The sequence below is a fragment of the Nitrobacter winogradskyi genome (genome assembly GCF_006539545.1).
Taxonomy (GTDB): Bacteria; Pseudomonadota; Alphaproteobacteria; order Rhizobiales; family Xanthobacteraceae; genus Nitrobacter; species Nitrobacter winogradskyi_A.
Genome location: NZ_BJNF01000061.1, coordinates 1 through 25,015 on the forward strand (window position 1 = coordinate 1; position 25,015 = coordinate 25,015).

General features: G+C 57.4%; 25 protein-coding genes. 4 read left to right on the forward strand and 21 right to left on the reverse strand.

Annotated features, from left to right (window positions below):
* Positions 1–182: 182 nt before the first annotated feature.
* The 21 genes from NWI01_RS11665 to NWI01_RS11765 form a co-directional block, all read right to left on the reverse strand.
* Positions 183–1,103: an NAD-dependent epimerase/dehydratase family protein gene (locus NWI01_RS11665; RefSeq protein WP_141384011.1), complete on the reverse strand. Its 921-nt coding sequence runs from the start codon at positions 1,101–1,103 to the stop codon at positions 183–185.
* A gap of 100 nt (positions 1,104–1,203) precedes the next feature.
* The gene (locus tag NWI01_RS11670) at positions 1,204–1,782 is read right to left on the reverse strand and encodes an acyltransferase (RefSeq protein ID WP_141384012.1); all 579 of its coding nucleotides are present in this window, start codon (positions 1,780–1,782) and stop codon (positions 1,204–1,206) included.
* Between the two features lies 1 nt (position 1,783).
* Entirely contained in the window at positions 1,784–2,851 is a 1,068-nt protein-coding gene (locus tag NWI01_RS11675; protein WP_141384013.1) for a Gfo/Idh/MocA family protein, read from the reverse strand.
* On the reverse strand, positions 2,848–4,152 hold the full coding sequence (locus tag NWI01_RS11680) for a nucleotide sugar dehydrogenase (protein WP_141384014.1): 1,305 nt from the start codon (positions 4,150–4,152) through the stop codon (positions 2,848–2,850). Before NWI01_RS11680 ends, NWI01_RS11675 begins: the two co-directional genes overlap by 4 nt.
* 210 nt (positions 4,153–4,362) lie before the next feature.
* Positions 4,363–5,310: a hypothetical protein gene (locus tag NWI01_RS11685; RefSeq protein WP_141384015.1), complete on the reverse strand. Its 948-nt coding sequence runs from the start codon at positions 5,308–5,310 to the stop codon at positions 4,363–4,365.
* A gap of 92 nt (positions 5,311–5,402) precedes the next feature.
* Positions 5,403–6,635 (reverse strand): glycosyltransferase family 4 protein, encoded by a 1,233-nt coding sequence (locus NWI01_RS11690; protein WP_141384016.1) that lies wholly within the window; start codon positions 6,633–6,635, stop codon positions 5,403–5,405.
* An 80-nt stretch (positions 6,636–6,715) separates the two neighbouring features.
* A complete protein-coding gene (wecB, locus tag NWI01_RS11695; protein ID WP_141384017.1) occupies positions 6,716–7,849 on the reverse strand; it encodes a non-hydrolyzing UDP-N-acetylglucosamine 2-epimerase in 1,134 nt (377 codons plus the stop codon).
* The gene (wbjC, locus tag NWI01_RS11700) at positions 7,846–8,958 is read right to left on the reverse strand and encodes a UDP-2-acetamido-2,6-beta-L-arabino-hexul-4-ose reductase (RefSeq protein ID WP_141384018.1); all 1,113 of its coding nucleotides are present in this window, start codon (positions 8,956–8,958) and stop codon (positions 7,846–7,848) included. The genes wecB and wbjC overlap by 4 nt, the downstream gene beginning before the upstream one ends.
* Positions 8,959–8,963: 5 nt before the next feature.
* On the reverse strand, positions 8,964–9,992 hold the full coding sequence (locus NWI01_RS11705) for a polysaccharide biosynthesis protein (protein WP_141384019.1): 1,029 nt from the start codon (positions 9,990–9,992) through the stop codon (positions 8,964–8,966).
* A 69-nt stretch (positions 9,993–10,061) separates the two neighbouring features.
* On the reverse strand, positions 10,062–10,868 hold the full coding sequence (locus tag NWI01_RS11710) for an AglZ/HisF2 family acetamidino modification protein (protein WP_141384020.1): 807 nt from the start codon (positions 10,866–10,868) through the stop codon (positions 10,062–10,064).
* Positions 10,869–10,871: 3 nt separating this feature from the next.
* Positions 10,872–11,486, reverse strand: a complete 615-nt coding sequence (hisH, locus tag NWI01_RS11715; RefSeq protein ID WP_141384021.1) for an imidazole glycerol phosphate synthase subunit HisH — start codon at positions 11,484–11,486, stop codon at positions 10,872–10,874.
* Entirely contained in the window at positions 11,483–12,631 is a 1,149-nt protein-coding gene (locus NWI01_RS11720; protein ID WP_141384022.1) for an N-acetyl sugar amidotransferase, read from the reverse strand. Before NWI01_RS11720 ends, hisH begins: the two co-directional genes overlap by 4 nt.
* A 90-nt stretch (positions 12,632–12,721) precedes the next feature.
* A complete protein-coding gene (locus NWI01_RS11725; protein ID WP_141384023.1) occupies positions 12,722–13,561 on the reverse strand; it encodes a class I SAM-dependent methyltransferase in 840 nt (279 codons plus the stop codon).
* A 53-nt stretch (positions 13,562–13,614) separates the two neighbouring features.
* A complete protein-coding gene (locus NWI01_RS11730) occupies positions 13,615–14,784 on the reverse strand; it encodes a glycosyltransferase family 4 protein (protein ID WP_141384024.1) in 1,170 nt (389 codons plus the stop codon).
* A 9-nt stretch (positions 14,785–14,793) separates the two neighbouring features.
* Entirely contained in the window at positions 14,794–16,164 is a 1,371-nt protein-coding gene (locus tag NWI01_RS11735; protein ID WP_141384025.1) for a hypothetical protein, read from the reverse strand.
* A gap of 155 nt (positions 16,165–16,319) precedes the next feature.
* Entirely contained in the window at positions 16,320–17,705 is a 1,386-nt protein-coding gene (locus tag NWI01_RS11740) for a lipopolysaccharide biosynthesis protein (RefSeq protein ID WP_141384026.1), read from the reverse strand.
* A 223-nt stretch (positions 17,706–17,928) separates the two neighbouring features.
* Complete coding sequence (nusG, locus tag NWI01_RS11745; protein ID WP_141384027.1) at positions 17,929–18,441, reverse strand: transcription termination/antitermination protein NusG; 513 nt, start codon at positions 18,439–18,441, stop codon at positions 17,929–17,931.
* Positions 18,438–19,121 (reverse strand): winged helix-turn-helix transcriptional regulator, encoded by a 684-nt coding sequence (locus tag NWI01_RS11750; RefSeq protein ID WP_141384028.1) that lies wholly within the window; start codon positions 19,119–19,121, stop codon positions 18,438–18,440. Before NWI01_RS11750 ends, nusG begins: the two co-directional genes overlap by 4 nt.
* A gap of 107 nt (positions 19,122–19,228) precedes the next feature.
* The gene (locus NWI01_RS11755) at positions 19,229–20,212 is read right to left on the reverse strand and encodes a lysylphosphatidylglycerol synthase transmembrane domain-containing protein (protein ID WP_141384029.1); all 984 of its coding nucleotides are present in this window, start codon (positions 20,210–20,212) and stop codon (positions 19,229–19,231) included.
* Positions 20,213–20,260: 48 nt separating this feature from the next.
* On the reverse strand, positions 20,261–20,602 hold the full coding sequence (locus tag NWI01_RS11760) for a hypothetical protein (protein WP_141384030.1): 342 nt from the start codon (positions 20,600–20,602) through the stop codon (positions 20,261–20,263).
* 11 nt (positions 20,603–20,613) lie between these two features.
* Positions 20,614–20,793: a hypothetical protein gene (locus tag NWI01_RS11765; protein WP_141384031.1), complete on the reverse strand. Its 180-nt coding sequence runs from the start codon at positions 20,791–20,793 to the stop codon at positions 20,614–20,616.
* A gap of 190 nt (positions 20,794–20,983) precedes the next feature.
* Here NWI01_RS11765 and NWI01_RS11770 point away from each other — a divergent pair, with 190 nt between their 5' ends.
* The 4 genes from NWI01_RS11770 to NWI01_RS11785 are packed head-to-tail and all read left to right on the forward strand — an operon-like array spanning position 20,984 to position 24,962.
* Positions 20,984–21,757 carry a glycosyltransferase gene (locus NWI01_RS11770; protein ID WP_141384032.1) on the forward strand — a complete coding sequence of 258 codons (774 nt, stop codon included), beginning with the start codon at positions 20,984–20,986 and terminating at the stop codon, positions 21,755–21,757.
* Positions 21,751–23,043, forward strand: a complete 1,293-nt coding sequence (locus tag NWI01_RS11775) for a class I SAM-dependent methyltransferase (protein WP_141384033.1) — start codon at positions 21,751–21,753, stop codon at positions 23,041–23,043. Before NWI01_RS11770 ends, NWI01_RS11775 begins: the two co-directional genes overlap by 7 nt.
* Entirely contained in the window at positions 23,040–24,161 is a 1,122-nt protein-coding gene (locus NWI01_RS11780) for a DegT/DnrJ/EryC1/StrS family aminotransferase (RefSeq protein ID WP_244613736.1), read from the forward strand. The genes NWI01_RS11775 and NWI01_RS11780 overlap by 4 nt, the downstream gene beginning before the upstream one ends.
* Before the next feature lie 3 nt (positions 24,162–24,164).
* Positions 24,165–24,962, forward strand: a complete 798-nt coding sequence (locus NWI01_RS11785; RefSeq protein ID WP_141384035.1) for a class I SAM-dependent methyltransferase — start codon at positions 24,165–24,167, stop codon at positions 24,960–24,962.
* The last annotated feature ends 53 nt before the right edge of the window (positions 24,963–25,015 follow it).

Genomic DNA, 25,015 nt, shown 5'->3' on the forward strand with positions numbered 1-25,015 from the left:
GGCCGCTCTAGAGTCTGTCTCAACTGTGTTGAGTCAGGCTCGTCGCTTATCTTTTCGTTTGAGTATGATCTTGTCCGAAAACCGGTTTCCGCTTTTCGGGATCATGCTCAGGAAAGAACTGATTATCGTTCCGAGAGTCCGGGCAAACCAGCCCGATAATCCGCGCCCATGTCCTTGCCTTGTTAGACTCTTGTCTTACCAGCCATCGCGCGGAGACCCTCGCGGGTCGTCATGGAGGGCTTCCATCCGGCCTCAAGCAGTTTCGCAGGATTCACCACGAGATCCCGGCCGATGCGATCCCAGAGCGCGCTTCGGCCAACGAGACTGAGCACGCCGGCTATCAAACGAGGAGGAACGGGAAAGAGTCGGGCGCGATCGCCGTTTGCCGCGCGGAGACATCCGAATATCTCGGCGATCGACACCGGATCGGGGTCAGCGACGACGAATGTCTCATTGAGCGTCGACGGGCTGTCGACGCTCAGCATGATCGCCTCGACAAGATTGCCGATGGCCAGCAGCGAGCGCCGATTGCGAAACGAGCCGAACGGAAGGGGAAGCGGCAGCGCCGCTATACGAAGCAGAAAAGCGATGTTCGCCTTGGCGTCCGGACCATATACGATTACCGGCCTCAGGATCGTGTGAGACACGCCGCTGTCGCGGATGGCGGTCTCGGCCGCAAGTTTCGCCTGATCATATCCGGTCACCGGACGCGGCTCATCGTTCTCCGTCAGAACGCGGTCGGATGCCGATCCCGTCTGTGCACCGATTGACGACAAAAAGATTAAACGCCGCACGGGATGCCGCAAACACGCCTCCGCCAGGCTGACCGCCGCACCACGGTTGACCTTGTCGTAGTCAACCGCATCACCGCCCTGACGATGCGCAATGGCTGCAAGGTGAATGACGATATCGATACCGCCGAGAAGCGGGCCCCAATCGAAATCGTCCTCGAAGTCGGGAAGCACGACGGGGTCGATGCGCTCTCCGCCCCTGACCGGCCTGCGCGACGCGGCGCGGACGTGATGACCCGCAGCGGCCAAAGCGGGCACAAGTGCCGAACCAATGAAGCCGGACGCGCCGGTAACGAGTATCCGAAAAGACATGCTTATGCCCGGTTCAATCCGTCAGAATTTTCTGTCCCGGCTCTTCACCTCGTCCGGCGCGGCTCATCCATCTTCCGCTCGCTATCCGGTCGACGCCAACCTATCTCTGCGATCCTGTCGGCTCGCACGACTCCAGGTCAATACGATAGGCGCTCCCACAAGGCTCGCAAATGGCCTCGCCCGCCGTTCCAGGAAGTTTCGTTCCGCATCGGCACATCCAGCCTATCCGCTTTGCGGGAACACCCGCCACCAACGCAAATGGAGCGACATCGCGATTGACGACCGCACCGGCGGCCACGAAGGCATGACGGCCTATGGTGGTCCCGCAGATAATGGTGCAGTTGGCGCCGAGCGTCGCGCCCTGACGAACGATGGTTTCGCGATACTCGTCCTTGCGGGTGATTGCAGAGCGCGGATTGTAGACATTGGTGAAGACCATGCTCGGTCCGCAAAACACGTCACGTTCGAGCCGGACCGCGTCATACACCGAAACATTGTTCTGGATCTTGACGTTGTCGCCGATCACCACATCGTTGCCGACAAAGACATTCTGGCCGAGCGAGCAGCCACGCCCGATGCGGGCCTTGCCGCAGACGTGAACCCAATGCCAGATACGCGAGCCGTCGCCGATTTCGGCGCCCTCATCGATGATGGCGGTGGGATGAATCGTCACCGTCATATCAATAGTCCAACGGCAGACAGACTCGCTTGCCGTCACGCGCCGAAAGATAGGACGCGATCAGGACCTCGAGCGACTTGAGACCGTCGCGACCGTCCGTAACCGGCTCGGATTCGCCGCGCAAAACCTCGATGACGTTATCATAATACAACGGGTGGCCGAATCCATAGACAGACGTGGTCTCGTAGCTTGCCGATTTGACCTTCTCGTCATCGGGGTGAGGCTCGGCAAACTCCCAATGCTGGATGTCGTTGACCGCGACGCCTCCGACCCGCACCGTCCCCTTCTCGCCTAGAATGGTGATGCTTCCTTCGAAATTCTTCGGGTAGGTCAGCATAGTCACATTCATCGCGCCGAGCGCGCCGGAACGCCAACGCAAATTGACTACGGCTGTATCCTCGACCTCGATGTTGCGCGCCAATGTTGCGGTATAGGCCTGGACGCTTTCAATGGGACCGATCAGCCACTCCAGCAGGTCGACGTAGTGGCTCGCCTGATTCATCAGGGCGCCTCCGTCGAACTCCCACGTACCGCGCCAGCGCGCGCTATCGTAGTAACTCTGCGGGCGAGTCCAGAACACGTTGATATTGACCATGTAGATACGGCCAAAGCGCCCGCTTTCCACAGATCGCTTCAAAAGCTGAAGCGTCGCATTGGCGCGGTTCTGCTTCACCACAAATAGCCGGACACCGGCATCATCGCAGGCTTTCACCATCCGCAAGCCGTCAGCCCACTTCGTGGCCATGGGTTTTTCGGTCATGACGTGACGGCCGGATGCCGCGACCTTGATCGTCTGCTCGGCGTGCAATCCGCTGGGAGTGGTCAGCACCACGACGTCAGCGTCAGTCTCAGCGAGCATGCTGCCAAGGCTGCCATGTGACCTGGCGCCGGTTGTCTCGACAGCCGCCTTAAGCGCTGCCGCGTTGACGTCGCAAACGCTCACCAGCTCCGCTCGGTTATGATGCCGCTGGATGGCTGCCAAATGATTCTGCGCAATTCGCCCACAACCCGCGAGCGCAAACTTGATCTTGCGGTCAGTGATCGCCGGTGAATACTTGATCATGGTCATGCCTTGACGATGTGAGGATCGCTATCACAAAACCGTCCTCGACAATCAACCAATAACTTCGCGCGCGCCTTGATGAGATCATAGTCGAACTTGTCGTGATCGGTAGCCAGCAAAACGCAATCAAACGTCTCCAGTGTTTCCGCCGATAGCGAAACGCTGGACAACGCAAAGCTGTGTTGGCGCATCTTGGGAAAAACCGGAATATGCGGATCACTGTAAGCGATATCCGCGCCGAGATCGCGCAGCTTCTCCATCAGAAAGACAGAGGGAGACTCTCGCATGTCGTCGACGTTCTTCTTGTAGGCGATGCCGAGGACCAGGATCCTGCTTCCATTCACCGGTTTCCGTTGTGAATTCAGGCCGTCGGCGACCTTCGCAACGACATAATCATGCATCGATGAGTTGATTTCACCCGCAAGTTCAATGAAGCGCGTGTGCATACCGTATTCGCGCGCCTTCCAGGTCAAATAGAACGGATCGATCGGGATGCAGTGGCCGCCGATGCCAGGACCCGGATAGTACGGTACAAAGCCGAACGGCTTGGTCGCGGCTGCGCGGATCACCTCATGGATATCGATTCCCATACGGTCCGCCACCATCTTCATTTCGTTGACCAGACCGATGTTGACCGAACGGTGAATGTTCTCGAGCAGCTTGGTGAGTTCAGCGGCACGCGTCGAGCTGACGGGAACAACCTTATCGATGACGCCGCCATAGAGCGCGAGACCGACCTCAAGGCAATCCGGCGTATGACCGCCGCAGACTTTTGGAATGGTTTTCGTCGAGAAGTTCGGATTGCCGGGATCTTCCCGTTCGGGAGAAAACACGAGGAAGATATCTTTGCCGACCGTCAGACCACCCCCCTCGATACGCGGCTTCAGTTCCTCATCCGTTGTGCCGGGATAGGTGGTGCTCTCGAGCGAAATCACCATGCCCTTATGCAGGTAAGGAACGAAAGCTTCCGTCGTTCCGATGACGAAGCTCAAATCAGGTTCGCGGTATCGGTTGAGCGGAGTCGGCACGCACAGCACCAAAGCATCGACGTCGCGGGCGCGCGAAAAATCCGAGGTCGGATCAAACCGATCTGCCACCGCCTGTCCGATAGCCGCAGATGGGATATGCTCAATGGAGGATTCACCGCGCTTTAGCGCTTCGACCTTGTTGTCGTCAATATCGAAGCCGATGACTTTATACCCGACCTCGCAATATCTCAGCGTTAGCGGCAATCCGACATAGCCAAGCCCGACAATCCCGATGACAGCTTTTTTCGATCTGAGCTTTTCAATCAACTCGGATTTCATCTTGGGACTTTCGGAGAAGCTGGAGCGTCTGAGACTGAGAACCTGCGGCATAGCGGAGCGAGCCGCCAGCCGCAAGACGGCTGAGCTATTATGCGATGCATGATCGGCGCATGCCGGGCCTCCAACGCTTATGACGACTTTGCATTCGAGGTATCCGAGGTCAATACCGGCTCACCGACGCGACTCGTCCGCTTGGACCAAGGTAGCCGATCAAGACCCGCTTTTCGTTGATATCCGCCATGGCAAGGCCTCCCGAATGCGCTGCATCCTTGCTCCATAAAGCGGACTGCTCATGCTCCGCATCAAGATATGGCGGAGCACGATGATCGCCACCAAAAGGACGAAGGTAACGCCCATCGCCCGGATAACTCCCCGCCACGGTGAACTCTTGGGTGTACCCTGCACCAATTTGTCCGGTTTCGTGGGCGGCGAAAAGATGACATCCCTGCTCACGCCTGCGAGTTCGCTTTTGATCTCCTCCGCTTTGCCGATGCTGTTGGTCCGAAGCTCGATAACGCGCGCGACATCCGGAGGAGTGTATCCCGGCTTTGGCGCAATCAGTTCAGGATTCTTGAACAGCTCCTTGATGATGGCGGACAGATCCGAAATCTGAGTTTGGGTTGCTTCCAGAAGACGGGTCAGCCGCACGGCCGCATCCGGCCGAGGCTTGGTTGTCGCAAGCCATGCATCGATAAGCGTTGACACGAGCGCCTGCGCCCGGGCGGGCTCGGCGTCCGAAACTTCCAGCACATAGAGCGAAGGCCGCTTCGCATCCGCTCCCGCTGCTGGGGAAAACTGCAGATTCCTGGCTAGAAGTTCGCGACGATCACGGTCCGGCATCTCCCGCCCCGGATAATCCGGAACTTTCTCCAGAACGGATTTCAGAATTGGCTCCGAGCGTAGAATCGACTCGGCGTGTTTCGCCCTTGTCTCATCCAGAGGACCGATGTAGGCGACACTGCTGTAATTCTTGGACGGATAAGAAACGTTGGACAAGCTGATGAAATAAGCGATTGCGCCGACAGCTATCGTGGAAAGCAGAATCAGCTTCCACGCTTGCAGGACCGGAGGAATGAGATCGAGAAACATTCCCCAAAAGTCCAACTCGCGATCATCAAGGACACGTTCGTCAGACTTGGGTTCCGGATGCGAACTCATATCGACAATTCCTCTCGTCACACCTGAGAAGCCGCTGATGCTGGGTCCATCGACTTCCATGGTCCCATTGTCGGGCGTTCAGCCCCAGTCGGTCATGTAGCACGGCCGCGAGTGACCTCAATGGCTTTCTGGAAGGTGGATTCTGTTTGTGCGATCGCGATCGCAAACGAAAACATCCGCAAGTACGCCTCCCGCCCCCGCCGACCCATGTCCGCTAATCGATCCTTTGGCATTTTCGAAAACTGCACCATCGCATCCGCCATCGCCTCGACATTATCGGACGGCACCGCGACCCCGGCATCGGCTTGGGTAACGTACTCTGCCGCTTCGCCCTCAACGCCGATCAGAATCGGTTTGCCCATTGCCATGTAGAACTGGGTTTTCTGAGGAATCGTGATCCGGAACAATGGATCGCTCCACAAATGCAGGGCCAGGACATCCGCGGCCGCAAAGATATCGCCGATCATCGTTCGCGGAACACCCGGCGATATGCGCACATTGTCCGCGCCGATGTGCTGCACCAGTTGCTTCAAATTTTCACTTTCGATCCCGTCCCCGATCAGCAACAGCTGCAAATTCGGTGCCTTCTGTCGCGCGAGGTGCGCCGCGCGCACCAGAACGTCCAATCCCTGGACACGTCCGAGATTACCACCATACACGATATTGAACTTGCCGTCGAAGCCATAGGACGACAGATCCGCCAGCCCGGATGGCGCCGCCGCGAGTTCGTCCGCCCAGTTGTATATGACCGATATCTTGCCGGGCGCGACACCGCGCTCGATCAGCCGCGTCCTGATGCCGTTGGATTGCGCAACAATCCCCGCCGCGCGGCGATAAACAAACTTGCACATCAGGGCGAGAATTTTCTCCATCCGCTGCGTGCCAGCCATCCCGGACTTCACTACGGAATCCGGCCACAGATCCTGAATATCGATCAGGAACGGACGCCGCGACAGCCAGGTAGCAACGATCGCAGCCAGACCACCCGTAATCGGCGGATAACAGCAAACGACATCGAAGCGGCGCGCGCGAAACACGGAGAACAGTGCGGCGCTCGCCATAAAAGAAAAGTAGTTCAGAATACGGCCAACGCTCGAACCGTTGTGACTCGGATACAGCGGCACGCGATGAACGACAATGCCGTCCATGACCTCCCGTTTATAGTACCGAATCCGGTATCCTGGATAAGTCTTGCCACTCGGATAGTTGGGGAAACCCGTAACGATCTCGATCTGATGCCCGCGCTCAGCGAGCGCCTTCGCAAACACGATGCCCTTGACTGTCGGTTCAGGTTCGAACCACTGGGTGATATACAGTATCCGCATGATCTGGATGGGAACAATCTTGGTTTTGCGCGCAGGGAATCGCTGCGGCCGTCATGAGGTCAACGTCGATTCGTGCGAGATCAATCGTACTTCCGCCAGACCACGCGATTGACGTAGTCCGTGTAGCTGTGAATGATCCGGAGAACCTTCTCTGAGACGTTGGGGACTGCGTAATCCTCAACCAGTCGGAGCCCGCGCCGTTCGCCGCGCGGTTGATCGGCAAGTATGGCGAGCCCCTGGCGGACTCGATCGACATCAAGGCCGACCATCATGACGGCGGTCTCCTCCATGCCTTCGGGACGCTCATGGGCCTCGCGCAGATTCAGCGCCGGGAAATTCAGGATCGATGATTCTTCGCTGATGGTACCGCTGTCGGATATCACCGCGCGGGCGGAAGTCTGCAGCTTGACGTAGTCCGAAAAGCCAAGCGGCTTGAGCAGTCGAACCCATGAATGGAACGCGACCTTTTGTTCATCGATACGCTTCTGGGTGCGGGGATGGGTCGACACAATCACCGGCAGTCCATGATCTTCGGCAACCGCGTTGAGCACAGCCACCAGTTTCGCGAAGGCCGACGGCGTGTCGATATTTTCCTCGCGATGCGCGCTAACGACAAAATAGCCATCTGGCGAGAGATTCAGCCGCGTGAGCACATCCGACGCATCGATCTTCGGGCGATAGTGCGTCAGAACCTCGAACATCGGGCTCCCGGTCTTGATGACCAGATCCGGCGGCAAGCCCTCGCGCAACAGGTATTCGCGGGCGATCGTACTGTAGGTCAGGTTGACGTCTGCGGTATGATCGACGATGCGGCGGTTGATTTCCTCCGGCACGCGCTGATCGAAGCAGCGATTACCAGCCTCCATGTGGAACACGGGGATACGGCGGCGCTTCGCGGGAATGACGGCAAGGCAGCTATTGGTATCGCCGAGGACGAGCATCGCATCGGCCTTCACTTCTGAAAAGACGCGATCGACATTGGCGATCACGCTTCCAATGGTCTGAGCCGCGCTCGACCCGGCACTGTCCAGAAAATGATCGGGTTTGCGTACCCCAAGATCGTCGAAAAAAATCTGATTGAGTTCGTAATCGTAGTTCTGACCCGTGTGAACGAGGACGTGGTCGCAATGCTGGTCAAGTCGAGCGATCACGCGGGAAAGCCGGATGATTTCCGGCCGCGTTCCGACGATCGTGACGACTTTGATCTTCTTCACGCAGAGACCTTCATGGCGATGGTATCAGGACGAGACCGGTCAAAGATTTCATTGGCCCACAGCATCACGATCAACTCGTCGTCGCCGACGTTTGTGATGTCATGCGCCCAGCCCGGAACCGTTTCAACGATCTGACCTTCACCGCCCTGGACGAAAATATCGTGGCGCTCATTGGTTTCGATATGGCGGAAGCCGAACCGCGCCCTGCCGCGGATCACGATAAACTTCTCCGTCTTCGTATGGTGATAGTGCTCGCCGCGGGTAATGCCCGGATGCGCCGTGAAATAAGAGAACTGACCGCAATCAACCGTCTTAAGCACCTCTGAGAACATGCCGCGCTGATCGCCATAGCGGGGTACGCTGTAGACGAAGGATTCCGCCGGAAGATAGCTGACATAAGTCGAATAGAGCGCCCGCATGAGGCCGACGCCGACCGGCGGGCTGATCAGCGACGTCCGGCTTTCGGCGAACGCCTCGATCGCCTCGGCCACCGCGCCGACAGTCGTTTCATAGACCGGCGAGACCTCAGCATAATCAGCGCAAGGCGACGCTCCCTCAAGACACGCGATGAAAGCATTCACGACGTCGTCGATATGAACCAGCCGCAGCGCCGCGGCCGGATCGTTGACGCTGATCGGAATCCCTCGCGTGACGTTATGGCAAAAGGTTGCGACTGCGGAGTTGTAGTTCGGGCGAGCCCACTTCCCGAACACATTCGTCAACCGGAAGATATGGATCAGCGCTCCGGTCTCGCGGCTATAGGCGCGCAGCCGCTCTTCCGCGGCGAGCTTGCTGCGCCCATACGGGTTATCGAGCACGGCCTGTGTCGAAGAGGACATCACAATCGGCACGGCACGGCCGCTGGCGGCCAGCGCGCCGCACAATCGGTCGGTGAATCCGGCGTTACCCGAGAGAAACTCGGCTTCCGTCTTCGGACGATTTACGCCGGCAAGATGAAAGATGAAATCACATGACGACAGCGCGTCTGTAAGCTGCTCCGATTCTGTTGCGCGGGTGACACGCACGACATCGGTATGACCAAGCTCGCGCAGGCGAACGCGGAGGTTGGTCCCGATAAAGCCGTCAGCGCCAGTGATGATGATCTTCATGACCGTCAGTCGTCCATCACCACATTCTCGCCGCGCGCGATACGCTGCACGAGATCGAGCTTAAGAAGAAGCTGCCTCATGCCGGGTTCGTCGAGCTGCGCGGTATTGTGGGAATTGTAGTCGTCTTCGGAGCTGATACGCCGCTCCCCTTCCTCCACAAACTTCGTGTAGTTCAGGTCACGACCATCCGCCGGAACACGATAGTAGTTGCCCCTGTCCTCGGCGTGGCTCATTTCCTCGCGGCTCAGCAGCGTTTCATAAAGCTTCTCGCCATGCCGCGTTCCGATCTCGACGATCGGGTGATCCGGCTTGCCCATCAGCGATGTCAGCGCCCGCGCCAGAACCGCGACCGTCGCAGCCGGAGCTTTCTGCACGAAAATGTCGCCGTTGTTGCCATGCACGAACGCATGCAAAACCAGTTCGACCGATTCATCCAGCGTCATCATGAACCGGGTCATCGCCGGATCCGTCATCGTGATCGGCTTGCCCGTCACGATCTGCTCGACAAACAGCGGAATCACCGATCCGCGCGACGCCATCACATTGCCGTACCGCGTGCCGCAGATAACGGTGTTTTCCAGATTGCGCGAAATCGCAACCATCACCTTTTCCATCATCGCCTTGGATATGCCCATGGCATTGATCGGATAAACAGCCTTGTCGGTGCTCAGGCAGACGACCCGCTTCACATTCGAGGTGATCGCTGATTCCAGCACGTTCTCGGTTCCCAGGACGTTGGTCCGGACCGCTTCCATCGGGTGAAACTCGCAGGACGGCACCTGCTTCAGCGCGGCGGCATGAAAACAATAGTCCACGCCGCGCATCGCGGCTCGCACGCTGCGCGAATCCCGAACATCGCCAATGTAGAACTTCAGCTTGGCATCGGGATATCGCTTCCGGAGATCGTCCTGCTTCTTTTCATCTCGGCTGAAAATCCGGATCTCACGCAAGTCGGACGACAAAAATCGTTTCAGCACGGCTTTGCCGAACGACCCCGTTCCGCCCGTAATGAGCAACACCTTGTCACTGAACATGAACTAACCTGGGTCTTCGCCAAAAAATGCCATGTCTACCGGTCCGATCCTCACGCGAGCCGAGGCTCGTCATGTAATCCCGGCCACGCTGAGCGCCGGGCCCGAAGCCGCTGCCCGAACAAGTTGGTCCTTTCTGTCAGCGGAAGGATAACTGATCAAGACCGCCTTGTACGGCCCCTTGAACACGAAGAAGCTTCCAGCCGCAACGCCAACCACGCCGCATGAAGTGACCAGCGCTTCCATATGAGCGAGCGATCCGGCTCCACCCAGAAAAGTCACCGGCAAGCGCACCGCCTTTCGAACCTCGACGGCAAGCGAAAGATCATAGCCCTTCATCATGCCGTCATTGTCGATCGAGTTGATCACGATTTCACCGGCGCCCAGCGTCTCGGCTTGCCTTGCGACATCGATCACCGAACGGCCCGTCGGTTGGGCGCCATTGTGGGTCCATGCCTGGTATTGTCCGGTGCGACTATCCTTCTTGGCATCGATCACAACAACGACGCTCTGCCCGCCGATTTCCTGCGCCGCCGCGCCGATCAGCTCGGGCGAGGCAATCGCGGCCGAACTGATGGCCACTTTCTCGACGCCAAGCCCGACGATGCGCTTGGCCTGCTCGGCTGTCTTGACGCCGCCGCCATAACAAAGCGGCATCCGGCACTCCATCGCCAGATTGGCGATCATCCGGAAATCCGGCTCCGCCCCGTTTGCCGTTGCATCGATATCGAACACCGAGAGCTCGTCGGCTTCCTTCTCGTTGAAGATCTTGACCGCATTGATCGGATCGCCGACGTATTTCGGCTGCTTGAAACCGGCCGTCTTGACCAGACCGCCCTTGTGGATCAGCAAGCACGGAACAACTCTCGGTCTCAGCACGGCTCAAAGCTCTGCAAAGTTCTTGAGAAGCCGATTGCCGAAGCTATGGCTTTTTTCAGGATGAAACTGAACGCCATACACGTTGGCGTGGCGGACCGCGCAGCTGAATTCCGCGCCATAGTCGCAGGTCGCGAGCACGTCATCCTGACGATCGCAGCCGACGTAGTACGAGTGCAGGAAGTAAAATCGCGCGTCCCGCTCAAGGCCGTTGAATAAAGGATCGACTCCTCGCGGGCAAACATCGTTCCAGCCCATGTGCGGAAGCGGCATGTCCCTGGCTGCCTCCCAGGACTTGAACGCCCTGACATCGGCATCGATCCATCCGAGCCCCGGCAGGGCGCCCTCCTCGCTACTCCGCGCAAGAATCTGCATTCCGACGCAAATGCCGATGACCGGCACCTTGTCGCCGAGCACCAGCCGATCGAGCGTGTCCCGCATGCCCGAACGCTGCAGCAACTCCATGGCATGATCGAAATGGCCGACGCCAGGCAGGATCAGCCTCGACGCACTCTTGAGATCGTCGCTGCTCTTCGCAACCGTCACCTTGATGTTGGCTCGGTTGTAGACATTGGCGAAGGCCGCGATATTGCCCAGGCCATAATCGACGATCGCGATCATCGAACGACCATCTTCTGCACGCCAAGCGTACGCAAAACCCGCGTCCCCAGATCGATAAGCGGCATCATCGACCTGTAGTCGCGGTAGCTTTTATTCGGACCGGCCATCAATTCCCGAAGCTCGGCAACGGTGAGGTCGAGCTTGGTGGCGACGTACTCGAACTCATGCTCGACATCATCCTTATCATAGGCCGGCTCGGATATCTTGCGGAGCGCTTCATCCCTGGTCATCTGCTTGGTGAGGATGAGGCTCGAAAAATGCGCGCGGCGTTTGTCGAAGCCGAATTTGGTCGGCAACCAGTATCCTTCGTAAAACCGGGTAAAGCGCGACTCATAGTGCTTGTGCGCATACTTCTGCCACCCGAAGCGATCCGCCAGCTCCTGCATCGCGGCGTCCTTAATGTAAGGGAAGTGGTTGAGCGGCTTGACAACCCGCATTCCCTTGAAGAAGCGGTAATAGATCCGGTAGGTGAAGATATCGGTGAGCGGAAATGTTTTCAGCGGCCGTGTCCCGAACTGGCGGTGAATGTCGCGCAGTTGCCGCAGGTCGGTGGCGTGATAGTGCCATTCCAGCGGCTCGCGCACGCATTCCGTCGAATAATTGGCGCCCGTGATAATGTACTTGAACCCGTGGGCAGCCGCGAAATTGTAGAGCGCGGCGAAAAAGGCGTGATCCTGCGGCGTATCGAGGTGCGGCACCTGAGCCTTGAAGAAGGCGAGCTGGAGGTCCTTCATTTCCTGCCAGTCGATCACCTCGGTGTGGAGATCGAGTCCGAGCCCATCGACCATTTTCTCGATGTTATTCACCGACTGCTGCGAGTTCCAGCCAGCGTCGACATGGAAGATCAGCGGACGCAGGCCAAGTTTCTCCTTGGCAAGATAGGCGACATAAGAACTGTCGACACCGCCGCTGACGCCGATGATGCAGTCGTGATCGTGACCCTTCCCTTCCGACCGAATTCTTTCGGCTTCGGCAAGTATCTCGCGTCCGCCGCGCTCGTCAGGATGCCAGTTAGGCAGGATGTTTTGATGATAATTGTTGCAGTAGTCGCACCAGCCGCGCGAATCGAACGTGATGTTCGAATCTGAAGTGTCCATAATGCAGTTGGCGCAGATTTGATGAGGACGCTTTTGGATATTAACCATGTGCTGATCCGATTAAAACGCGATACGGTCTTCGAACGCCTTGAATCGGCTTAGTCCAATTCGGATTCGTAACTTGCCACACGGCAGACGCTAAGCGACCAACCGGGCCCGCAGCCGTATCTGCCTGTACTTCGATGTATAAGGCAACCGTATAGTGTAGGGACGCCCCAGCATTCGCTTCACAATGCTTTTCGCGAAATAGATGGTGTCGTCGACGCGAACGCGTTGGATGGCGGCGATTTCAAAGCCGGCACGCGAAAGATACATGCCGATTTGCTTCTCACCAGCGAATACCAGATGATCGGGCAAACCAAGCTCGCCCGGGAAATCGCCTCGCTGATCGAGATCCGCGAGATTTCCAGTTTCGAGAAACAACTCGCCATGAGGGTTCAGAACACTCCGAACGGTGGCGAGGAAATCGTGAAACTCGGGGACGTGCGAGAATACATCCACGATGGAAACGAAATCTACTTTCGAATGATCTGGCGCAAGATAGCTGGTCGCTACTTTCAAGCCGCGCGCACGCGCTCGGGAGGCCTTCGCCTCCATCGGCTCGACGCCTCCGATCTGGCTGCCCGCAGGCGCGATGGCGGAAATCGCTTCGACAATCTCGCCATTGCCAGCACCGATATCCAGCCACGAGATCGGCTTGCCCCCGCGCCATACGTCGACGAACATCTTGTCGAAAACTGTTCTGTACAAATCGATCTTCGCGCCAACCCGCCGTGTGCGTACGTCAAGATATGTGGCGTCTTCGCCATGAACGCCGGTGCGCACCGCCGAGTCGATTTGCGCCGTCAGCGGACGCGGATTAACATAAATCAGCGCACACCCATGGCACCGCACGGCGAAGAACCCGAGCTCCTCGGCCCACGGGCTGAAATCGTCACTCCCGCAGCAGGGGCACGGAACTTGTTCAACTGCCTTCATCGTCAATTCCCGGCGGTGATAACGTGTGAAATCGGGCGAGCAACAGAATCTGGCTATCGCAGCGTTCGCTCGATCAACCTGTCCCAATTTAGTTGTTCGTCGGCAACGGCCCTGGCTCCCTCACCCATCGTTTTCAGACAATCCGGATCGGACACAATCCGTGAGATTTCCTCAACCAGACAATCCGCTCGAATGCGGTGTTTTGGCAAGATGACAATGTTGTCATGCAGGTTAAGATAGGAGATATCCTGACCACCAACATCGCCGACGACGAGCGGCAGGCCCATCGCAATTGCCTGCTGCCAGAGAATTGACTGACTCGCAGGAAACACAGCCAGATCAGCCAAATCAAGGTACTTATAAATATCTTTCGCCTCAAGCCATCCAACAAAATGAATGTTGAGCATTGCATTCGCGGCCTTTAAAAGGCTGGCCTTGTAATCTGCGAATTTTGGCCCACTGTCTCCGATAATGACGAGTTCCAGCCGAAGCGATGGCAGCGCCCTAACGGCCTCAATCAGAAGTTCGGTCTTCTTCCAAGGCTCTAACTTTCCGCCCGTGACAATTACAATGGCATTGTCGGTGATGCCGAGCTTCCTCCGCAGGATATTGCCCTCTTCGCGCTCCCTTACCTCGGCGCAGAAATCGAGGTCAGCACCTAGCGGCAAAAGCTCAATGTCCTCGACCGGCACCTTATAAAGCTCATGCAAGAACAGTATCGTAGTCGGCGTAATAGCGAATATCTTGCTCAGGTGCGGGCGCGCGCGGTCGAGGAACCATTTCCTCAAAATGCCGTGCAGGATTTTGCGGGAGATCCAATTTTTCCCGGAATTGCTGTAGTCGGCATGATAATCCATGATCATGCGGCACTCTGGATGCGCCTTCTTGTAACGAATAGCCTCAGGAAGGTTTGGCATGATGTCATGGACATAAATCAGATCGGGACGCGCTTCTTCAAGAATCCCTGAGATCGACGTGTAGGCCCTCAGCCGGTTGAGAATGTTGTAGCGATAGCGAAGCTTGATGATCTTCGCGCCGCCATCATAAAAGGTACTGGGCGGCGTCGAGTTGTCATGCTTGTCGTTATAATAGTCGAATACGGATTCGAACGTCGACGTAACGACAGTGACCTCATGACCGTGCTTTATATAGTATTTCGTCAGTAGGTTTTCCTGATATTCGAGCGTTTCATTATAGAACTCACAGAGCATCACCACCTTCATCGTCGCTACTCAATTTGCTCTCGAACTCGTCAGGCCCTCAGCTTGAGTCTTTCTCAATTCCGGCCTCTTGCGAACCAAGAAAAGTATCAACCAGAACAAGCCGCCAAACGACAGAAGAACGGTAGCAAAAGGAGCATTAGTCAAAGCCAGTCCTACGGGTAACACCACTAGGATCACAAAGGTTCGATCCCAACCGACCGCCGCGCGATCCAACAGTCTCAGCCAGATTGCAAAAGCAAGTCCAACTACGACCACGCCAAGACTGCCAGCTGCCGCCAGACCGTCGGAAGAGTACAAATTGGCATTCACATTCACCACAGGATTTTTATAGACTTGCGCGCCGATCAGCAGGCCGAGCTGGGGCCAAAGCGGATCACCGGAAAAGTTCGCCGGAGCACTGATCAGCGAACTAAATCCCTTGATATGGCTCCACCAGGTGAGATCGTTCGGTCCAAAAACATCATGATACTGAGAAAACGTGAGACCAGGTACCGCAATCGTTCGACCAGTAAGGTATAGGCATATCAACGCCGCGACACCACTTTTCTTATAGAAATAGGCTGACAAGAACATCGTCCCAGCGACGACAACCGTCGGCACCGCGGTTGTATGGAAGAGAGGGCTTTTCCGGCGAAGCAGCCAATACGTCCCCATAATAGTGAGCGGCAACAGAAACGCCGTGCGCTGCGCAGTGATGCCATAAATGAGCAGACATCCAACGAATCCCAAAATAACCAGCCAAGGTCGTTTCCTGACCAATCCGATCGCTATCAAAGCCGGACTGAATACGTTCTGTAAGTAAGTCTGCATGTATCCTATCAGAGGCCCGGTAGCTGCACCGAGAGCTCTCTGCTGGTACACTTCATCGAGATTCGCGAAATGAATAATGGACCAGTAAGATAGTATGAGAGTGATCGAACAGATCAGCCAACAAAACAGATTCAGACCCAAAACGGACGAACCCGAAATTCGCTCCCTTGTGGGATCAGTTTTAAGCGGACGCCGAGCTGCAATGCAGGCAGCAGCAAAAGCGATGGCCAACGAAGCAAGAGCGGCTCCGTATTTCTCAATGCGATCTGTATCAAGACTGAGGGTAACCATGATGGCTGGTATATAAACCATCTGATAGATGAGCAGCAGAACGATTGACGAAGCACGCGTCAGCATCGTCGGCATCATCGCTGCTCCAAAGGTAACAAGAAAAGCGATAAACAAGTATTCACCAACCCCAAGTGTACGGTAGGTGAATCCCCAATAGCCCCAATCGGCTATAATATAGTTCACATACGCGAAATGAAACGCTGATGCGTAAAGCCACGACGCGATCAACAACGCCAGTCGGGCATGCCGATAACGCATTCCGATGGGTTCAATATTCATATCGTGCAGAGCGATCGAAGTGACAGGTTCCAAGCGGACACATTCGAAGCCAAGGTCACGGGAGCACAGCGCAAGCAGAGAAAGCCCTTAGAACGAACAGCGGCAGCGACGACCGCGCGTCGAAGAGCCTGTTCAAGCTCATCGCGTTGTCACCATCATCGCATCCAGCCTTCAATGAGAACCATGGGCGCGACCACCCAAAACAGCAAGCCCGCACTAATCCATCCGATCAGCCACGGAGCCGCCCTTCGCAACTCGCCGAATACACCGGAAGCGCTGACGCCCACCGCGTTCAAGATAACCAGAAAATACACCGAGTAGAAGACGAAACCAGATATAGCATAGGCCTCGGATATCGCTCCGACGGCAAAAAGTGACGCGCCGTAGACTGCGGCTACGCGAGTGACAAGTCCAAAGAGCTGGAGGAGCAGCGCCGCCCGCTGCCGATTGAGAACATGCAACGCCGTCGAAACCGGGCTGGCCAGGAATTGCATGACGAACCATGGAGTCATCCACGCCATAAGAATTCCGGCACGGTGCCAGTCTTCGCCAAAAACTTTCGTAAACAGATTCGGCGCAAGCAAGCCGCCGAATATCAGCGGTCCCACGCCGACCTTCAGAAGCCCGCCCAGAATCCCGGTGATGAAAACATCCAGACGGCCGAGACGATGCTCCTGCGGAGCGCGCGACAGAAACACCTGACCGATCGCCGTTCCCAACAGACCCATCGGGGCTTGAATGACGAACATCGCCAGCGAAAGGAATCCGGCCTCCGGACCATGCGCCAGCGCGGCAATCATGATAATCGGCAGCTGGATTCCGGCACTATTGCTCAGCGCCTCTAGCGCGGAGTATTTTGGGAAACGATGATAAACTGAAAACGCGCTCCGCATCTGCCGCCAGCTAACCCGCTTGAATAAGCTCTTCTCAGTGCGGGTGATGCGATAAGCCAATCCAGCACAGGCCGCGCTTGAACCAACGGTCGGTCCCAATACCAGCCCCAGCGCCATTCCGTTCAGTCCGCCCAACGACAACTGCGTCGCGGCAGCTGCGCTCGCCTGTGCGATGCGATTCCTTGCTATGGCGTGGAAATCCTTCTTCCGCACCAGCCAGTACTGAAGCGCACTGGTTATCGCGACTGCCGCAACTCCGACAGGAACGATCCAGAGATAAGACCCAAGGCTTGGCTGACTGAAGCGCTCAAGCATGATGGCCGGCACGGCGAGCAACACGCCGGACAACACGATCACAACGGCAAACACCGACACCACAGCGAGCGCCAGAATATTCGCGGCCTCGTTGTCCTGTTCCGGTATCGGGATCGCGATGTCAAATCGTAAGCAGGCGACAACGGAAACGATGGAAATCATCGCCGTCAATACCGCCAGCAGGCTGAAATCGTGCGGCGTATATAGACGCGTCAGCACCGGCAGCATCACCGCCGAAATCACGGCGGCAAATCCGGTGCCGCCAACAAGCACTCCAACCGAGGACAGGAATCCATGACCTCGGATCAGCGCCCAACTTTCTCGAATGCTCATGGATTTGATTTCGGCGAAGCCGACGTCTGCCCCATCTGTCCACCGCACCTCGACAGAACTCCGCCGATAAAGCCATCGGCGCCGGTTACCAGAACTTTCTTGCCCTGAAATTTCATTGGTTCATTCGACAATATCGTCTTGCGACAGCCATGCTACCGCCATTCGGGTGAAAGGGATCATCCTCTCACCCGCCGCTAACGCCAGCACAACGGAGACCGACCCATTAGGCGGCCTCGATTGTATCCATACTCATCGTCACCCGGACCTTGCGGCCCAGAAGATCAAGCAGCACCAGGACACGCTCGTCGTCGTTCATCGACTCGAACAGGCCAAGGCAATCGGAAAAAGCGCCGTCGACGACACGAACAACATCACCGGCGGAAAATCGGGGCGCAAGATCGAGTTGAACACAGCCCTTCGAGTCTTCACGTCGTTTCAGTCGGCTGATGACGTCGCCCGCTATCGGCGCCGGCTCATCGCCGCTACAGACGAGGTTCGCGACACCGACAGTCGAGCGAATGACGCGCCACCGTTGATGAATGAGATCGATCGCAACGAACAAATATCTCGGAAACAACGGTGATGCCATGACTTCAACGCGCCGTGCATGGCGGCGGCGCTTGGCATATCGCGGTAAATAGACCTCAAAACCCTGACGTCGCAGATGCACGACCGCCTTGCCTTCCGCATGCGGATGGGTCTGCACCACATACCACTGTTGTCCGGAAGGAGTCATGATGCCAAGTCTTCCTGACCGCCGGCATCTTTATGGTCGCTCGGATTTTTTCGAACCTTCATGACGCCGAGCAGACGCGGAAGCAGAACCTTGTCCCTGCCAACCGTCAGCGCAGCCAGATTCCAGCTCTCGTGGGTGCGAACCAAATCCGTGATAACAACCGCGTCGAAATTCCTGCCGACGGCATCGATTGACGCAACAAGAGGGATTCCCAGAAACGAGGCCGATTTGGTTTCGGCATCAACCAGCGCAACGATCTCGACGCCGCTCTCCATCGCGCACAGCACGGCGATCTCAGCCAGATCCGAACGCCCCATTAAAACGACCGTGCGCAGGCCGCGCGACTTGGCCGCCTCGAACATGGCGACACAGTCGCTCTTCGCCTCACGAAAGAAGCTGAAGGATTGCGACAGGTAAGTGACGGTCAGGCGCGACTTTTCCGCGAAGCCCTTCGGCGTGAGATAATAGGCGTAGCGGCGCGCTGGAACGTTTTGGACTTTAACCAGCCCCTTACTGACACAGCGCTTGAGATACGCGTTGACAAGACCCAGCGCGATACCAAGTTCCGCGGCCAGCCGCCGTTGCGACCGCCCGCCGTCCTCATCGAGAGACTTCAGCAATCCCAGGACAATTCCGTTCTCGCTGTCCGTAGTATCCACGGCGTCCGGCACCTCGATCATCCCCGCTGATCCGGCTATCGGATACTCCGTTCACATCGTGAACGTCAAGTTTTTTGTTCATGCCATGAACGCATGAGACATAAAATTTATCTAGTTTAACCATAGGGTTAGCGAGAGCGACCCGGAAGCTCGCCGACCAAATCATCCACCCCCAAACCATCCGCGTTTGCAGGTTTCGGACTCAGGATCCAGGCTAGCCCTCCCAAAGCGCCAGCAACGAAATTCACGATACCGAACAGCAGTGATGCGGCGACGCCGTCCTCGGGACGCAACGCAGCGTAACCGAAGGCCAGCGCCATCGTCGCCTCACGCACCCCCCAACCGGCGATCGATATAGGCATCGTCGTGACCAGCATGACCGGAGGAATCAGCAAAAACAGCTGAGCAAAGGACACGCCCGCCCCGATGGATCGAATGACGGCCCACGCGATCACCGCGTTCAAGACGTTGACGAGCAGAGACAGAACGACGAGCGACGGGCCATGAATACGGCTGACGATCAGCCGGCCGGCAATTTCCGAACATGCCTGGGCGTGCCGTACGATTTGCCAGCGAGCCAGCCACCTCCATCGCAAGAAACCCAGCACCAGGAAACCGATCCCGCCGGCTATTGCTGCGGCGTCGGTCAGCAGGAGCGCGGCGCGCCCTTGCGGATCCGCGATCAGGCGCAAGCTCCAAGGCAGACTCGCTGCTATGAGAAGCGCCAGCACCGCGAGACCGATCGCGCGATCAATCAAAACCGAATAGCCGGCCGCACGCCAGCCCGCGCCGCTGCGGCCGACGAACCACACGCGCATCGCATCGCCGCCAACAGACGACGGCAGCGCCTGATTGAAGAAGGCGGCGATCATGTTCAAACGGAAAGCGTGTCCTATCGTCAGCGATGCGCCGCAAACATGTGCAATCCCGCGCCATCGCATGGCGCCGAAAAAAACCTGCAGCACCACGGCGACGACGGCAAGGATCAGCCACCACAGCGTGGCCAGATCAATCCGCGCGGCGACATCTGAAAAATCGACCTTTCGCAGCGCGAGAACAAGTAACGCGATTGAAACCGCAATCTTGATGACAAGTAACAAAATTCCGCGCATGTGTTTCGCATTCGCTGTCACGGATTTGGCCACGACACCCGGCTGAACCTAGCGGCAATCGATCGCGCGGTTTCCATCGTCTGAGTTCGGATGGAACACGGCGTAGCTTGCGTTCCGATACAGTACATTATACCGGCTGCCGTTGTTCGAATGCTCGGGCGCGCGGATGATGGGATACTCGTAGCGTACACATTCCCCCAGCAATTCGTCGCACATCCCGCGCATCCAGTCGAGAAAAACGGCCGTGGGCGCGTTGGCGGAAAAGATACCCCGGCTTTCGGTGGTAAAGGGATAATAGAGCAGCATCAGATAAAACGCGAAGGCCTGATAGGCGGTTTCGTCGAATGGACGCTCCAAACCATCCTTCAGCGCGACATTGTAGGACGACAAAGCATCCGACGTTATCGTGGAGAGCTTGCCAAAAGTGCCGGGCTCCCCTCGATCTCGTCCATAACATGGAAATAGCGCTTGACGAGTTCCGATCGCGGCAGGATCGTAAGGCCGTAGAGCGGAACATAGGGCCATCCCCGTGTATAGAAATCGATCAGGAAGCTGTCCTCGATACTGGTCGAGGCAATCACCGAACCGGGTGGCGCATGTCCTTCGAGCCAGGTAAGCGTGTCATAACTTGGGCCTCGAAAACGACAAGGCCCTCGTTGACAAGACCGCCTAAAATGATCAATCAACCCTAGCCGACAAACGACGCGCAGGACACCAACATTTTGTTCATGTCGGTGATCCCCTCGACTGATCCACGCGTTCCCGCAAGTGATGACATTGACCGAACCACACGACCCTTTCGGCCAGCCCGATCACGACCCTTCCGGCCAACCCGATGTCAGCGTGATTCTGCCGACCTTCCAGGAACGTGAAAACATCGTGCCTCTGGTACGCGAACTGCGCCAGGAGTTCAATCGTGTCGGGGCCAGATACGAAATACTGGTGGTCGATGATCGAAGTCCTGACGGCACCGCGAATGCCGCGCGCGCGGCATTCGCAGACGACGACGGCGTCATCGTTATCGAGCGTCTCGCCAATCCCGGTCTTGCACTTTCGATCCGCGAGGGAATCGAGAAATCGCACGGCGCGGTCATCCTCGTCATGGATACGGATTTCAATCACCAGCCGAGGGACGCCGTACTCATTTCTCAAGTGGCCAGGCTGGTCGATCTGGGAATCGGGTCGCGGTTCATCTTCGGCGGCGGAATGACGAACCGGCTGCGCTACTTTCTGAGCTACCTCTATAATATCTTCATGCGCATTTCATTGGGCACACGCATAGACGACAACCTCAGCGGTCTGTTCGCGATCCAACGCACCGCGCTGTTCAAGCTCGATTTCGACAAGATCTTCTGGGGCTACGGCGACTACTTTTTCCGGCTTCTGCTGCTATCGCAACGCGAACGGATGACTCACGTGCAAGTCCCGGTCTTCTACGGCGAGCGAACGGCCGGAGATAGCAAGACCCGTTTTATGTCGATATTCATGCGCTACACGCGCGAGGTCGCGCGGCTAATCTATCTCAGGGCGGTCAACCGATGGTAACCTCGGACCTGTTTCACGCCATTTCGCAATGCCGGATTTGCGGCAGTCCGGATCTGCACGGCGCAATCGACCTCGGGCTGCAAGCGCTGACCGGACGCTTTCCCGCCACGGAAGAACCCGACCCGCCAAAGGCGCCGCTGGAGCTATTGCGGTGTGGCGCGTGCGGGCTGACGCAATTGCGGCATTCGGTCCGTGTCGCCGAAATGTTCGGAGACAATTACGGCTATCGGTCAGGCACCAATGCGACGATGCGCAATCACCTCAGCCAGATCGCGAGTGCCGTGGCCTCACGCGCGGCGATCGCTCCCGGCGACGTGGTCCTTGATATCGGCTGCAACGACGGCACATTGCTCAAGAGCTATTCGGTCCCGGACCTCGTGCGCGCCGGCATCGATCCGATCGCCAGTTCCTTCGCCGATCAGTATCCCCGCGAACTCAAGATCCATGCCGGCTTCTTCGACGCTAAATCATTCGCCGACCTGCTCCCCGGTCGGAAGGCCCGCGCGATTACATCAATCGCAATGTTCTACGATCTTGAAGATCCGGGCAGTTTCGTCGGCGATATCGCCGCGGTGCTTGCTCCGGACGGCGTGTGGGTGCTCGAACAGAGCTATCTTCCCGATATGCTCGACAAGAACTCGTTCGATACAATCTGCCACGAACATCTCGAATACTATGCGTTGGCGCAGATCGAAAGACTCACCAAGGACAAGCGTCTGAGGATATTCGACATCAAGTTGAACAACATAAACGGCGGTAGTTTCCAGATTTGGATCTGCCATCGTGATGCCGCCTATTCCGAGAACCGGGCCGTCATTGAGGATCTCCGCAAACGCGAAACCGCGCTTGGAATCACTACGGACAAACCATTCGCGACGTTCCGCGCCAATGTCGCGGCGCTGGGCTCCCGCTTAAAGGACTTCATTACCAACGAGGTCGCGCGCGGAAAACGCGTCTATGTCTATGGCGCATCGACCAAAGGCAACGTGCTGTTGCAGCATTTCGGACTCGACGGAAGTTTGCTGACAGCCTGCGCCGACCGAAATCCAGAGAAATGGGGCCGGCGTACACCGGGAACAGCCATTCCGATCACGTCGGAAGAAGCCGCACGCAAGGATGCCGACTATTTTCTTGTTCTCCCGTGGCACTTCCGGGACGAGTTCATCGCGCGCGAGGCAGCGTTCCTCTCCGGCGGCGGGCGCCTGATTTTTCCCCTACCAGACTTTGAAGTGGTAGAAGACGTATCTGGTCCGCGTCACGACGAGATGCGCTCCGGGGTTTTATGACTGAAACGATCCGTATCCCTTGGGCCCGGCCGAAGCTTTTCGGAAACGAAGAAGCGATGGTCGTCGATGCGCTGCGGTCGGCGTGGATTTCAGGAGGCCCTTACGTCCAGCGGCTGGAACGGGCGGCGGCCGAACGCATGCAGGTAGCTGAAGCCGTCGCGGTCGCAAATGGAACGGTGGCGCTGGAGCTTGCGCTCCGAGGCCTTGGAATTGGGCCCGGCGACGAAGTCATCGTACCCGGATTCACATTCGTGGCCGCGGCCAACATGGTCCTGTCGGTTGGAGCGACGCCTCTCTACGCCGATATCGATTCCCATTCCTGGCTGCTCGACCCGGATGAAATCGATCGGCTGGCGACGCCTCGCACCAAGGCCGTATTACCCGTTCATCTCTACGGCAACGTGGCCGACATGGACGCCATCACGTCGTGTGCGAAGGCGCATCATCTGGCTGTCCTTGAAGACGCGGCCGAGGCGGCCTTTTCTCGTTTCGACGGCAAATGCGCCGGCACGATGGGAAGCGTCGGCACGTTCAGCCTTCACGCCACAAAAACCATCACGACGGGCGAAGGCGGTCTCGTCGTGACGAACGACCGCGATCTCGCCCGTCGCATGAGGGTGCTACGAGACCACGGAATGCGCCAGGACAAGAGATACTGGCACGACGTGGTCGGCTATAATTTCAGACTGACCAATCTGCAGGCCGCCATCGGCTGCGCGCAACTCGAGCACCTTGACGATATCCTGGCGGATCGCCGCCGCATCCATGCGCTCTACCGTGACGCCCTGCAATCCTGTCCGGGGATTCGACTTCAGCATTTTATGGATCGCGTTGATCCGGTGCTCTGGGTCATCGCCGTCCTGATCGAGGACACCGATCTCTCACGGCAGCGAGCCCGGCGCGACAGGATCATGGCCGCAATGCTGGAGGATGGTATCGAAACGCGCCCTGGATTCTACGCGCTGAGCCTGATGGCGCCTTACGGTGCACCCGACCTGCCCCATGCGCTGGCCGCGAGCGCCGGCGTTATCTCGCTACCCACCTTTCTTGATCTCACCGGTGAACAGATCGGATATATCTGCGACCGGTTTTGCCACCACATCCGCAACGCGGGTTGAGCCGTGTTCTTCAGAGACAACTTCCTTCGCCGCTATCTCGACCTGGCTCCCGCCGCGCTCGCATTCGAGCGCGCCGCCGAATGCGATATCCTCAGGGAGCGCGAATTCGTCCGGCCGATCCTTGATATCGGATGCGGCGACGGGATTTTCGCCGCGATCCTGTTCGACGAAAAACTCGACACGGGCATCGACCTCGATCCCGCGGAAGTCGCGCGTGCCGAGAGGCAGAATGCCTATCGCGAACTGCTGGTATGCGCGGGAAGTAAAATTCCGAAACCCGATCAAGCTTACAACACCATCCTGTCGAACAGCGTCATCGAGCACATCCCCGCTCTGATGCCGGTGCTGAAGGAAGCGCATCGCCTTCTGGCTCCGAACGGGCAACTCTTCCTCACAATTCCCACGGATCGCCTGGAGCACAATTCGCTGCCCGCGCGGCTATTCAACCTTTTCGGCGCAACCGGTCTGGAAGCGCGTTACGGCAAATTCCACAACCGCTTCTGGCAGCACCACAACGTTCATTCGATCGCCGGATGGCGGGAGTTGTTCGCTGCCGCAGGGTTCGAGGTGGCTGAGGAACGACTCTATGCGTCGCCGAACTTTTCCTCTTTTTATGATCTTCTGATGCCTTGCGCCCTTCCGTCAATGGCGGCGAAGCGGCTGTTCGGGCGCTGGTTCCTGCTGCCGGAACTGCGTCGACATTATGCGGGCTTGGTGTACCGGTTGATCGCGAGAATCCACGGCAGACTGAAGCGGGAATCCGGCAGTTCGCTGGTCTTCTATGCCCTGCGCAAGGTCTGAATCCGGACGCTCCGTCTGCGGGCAAGCTGAAACTGGAGCGTTTTCAAGCGAAG

Coding starts and splice junctions, on each gene's coding strand:
- NWI01_RS11720 (WP_141384022.1), bottom strand. CDS start 12,631: ATGGTTAATATCCAAAAGCGTCCTCATCAAATCTGCGCCAACTGCATT.
- NWI01_RS11680 (WP_141384014.1), bottom strand. CDS start 4,152: ATGAAATCCGAGTTGATTGAAAAGCTCAGATCGAAAAAAGCTGTCATC.
- NWI01_RS11750 (WP_141384028.1), bottom strand. CDS start 19,121: ATGATCGAGGTGCCGGACGCCGTGGATACTACGGACAGCGAGAACGGA.
- nusG (WP_141384027.1), bottom strand. CDS start 18,441: ATGACTCCTTCCGGACAACAGTGGTATGTGGTGCAGACCCATCCGCAT.
- NWI01_RS11690 (WP_141384016.1), bottom strand. CDS start 6,635: ATGCGGATACTGTATATCACCCAGTGGTTCGAACCTGAACCGACAGTC.
- hisH (WP_141384021.1), bottom strand. CDS start 11,486: ATGATCGCGATCGTCGATTATGGCCTGGGCAATATCGCGGCCTTCGCC.
- NWI01_RS11755 (WP_141384029.1), bottom strand. CDS start 20,212: ATGCGCGGAATTTTGTTACTTGTCATCAAGATTGCGGTTTCAATCGCG.
- NWI01_RS11770 (WP_141384032.1), top strand. CDS start 20,984: ATGACATTGACCGAACCACACGACCCTTTCGGCCAGCCCGATCACGAC.
- NWI01_RS11665 (WP_141384011.1), bottom strand. CDS start 1,103: ATGTCTTTTCGGATACTCGTTACCGGCGCGTCCGGCTTCATTGGTTCG.
- NWI01_RS11705 (WP_141384019.1), bottom strand. CDS start 9,992: ATGTTCAGTGACAAGGTGTTGCTCATTACGGGCGGAACGGGGTCGTTC.
- NWI01_RS11675 (WP_141384013.1), bottom strand. CDS start 2,851: ATGACCATGATCAAGTATTCACCGGCGATCACTGACCGCAAGATCAAG.
- NWI01_RS11780 (WP_244613736.1), top strand. CDS start 23,040: ATGACTGAAACGATCCGTATCCCTTGGGCCCGGCCGAAGCTTTTCGGA.
- NWI01_RS11730 (WP_141384024.1), bottom strand. CDS start 14,784: ATGAAGGTGGTGATGCTCTGTGAGTTCTATAATGAAACGCTCGAATAT.
- NWI01_RS11685 (WP_141384015.1), bottom strand. CDS start 5,310: ATGAGTTCGCATCCGGAACCCAAGTCTGACGAACGTGTCCTTGATGAT.
- NWI01_RS11775 (WP_141384033.1), top strand. CDS start 21,751: ATGGTAACCTCGGACCTGTTTCACGCCATTTCGCAATGCCGGATTTGC.
- NWI01_RS11725 (WP_141384023.1), bottom strand. CDS start 13,561: ATGAAGGCAGTTGAACAAGTTCCGTGCCCCTGCTGCGGGAGTGACGAT.
- wbjC (WP_141384018.1), bottom strand. CDS start 8,958: ATGAAGATCATCATCACTGGCGCTGACGGCTTTATCGGGACCAACCTC.
- NWI01_RS11670 (WP_141384012.1), bottom strand. CDS start 1,782: ATGACGGTGACGATTCATCCCACCGCCATCATCGATGAGGGCGCCGAA.
- NWI01_RS11740 (WP_141384026.1), bottom strand. CDS start 17,705: ATGAGCATTCGAGAAAGTTGGGCGCTGATCCGAGGTCATGGATTCCTG.
- NWI01_RS11735 (WP_141384025.1), bottom strand. CDS start 16,164: ATGAATATTGAACCCATCGGAATGCGTTATCGGCATGCCCGACTGGCG.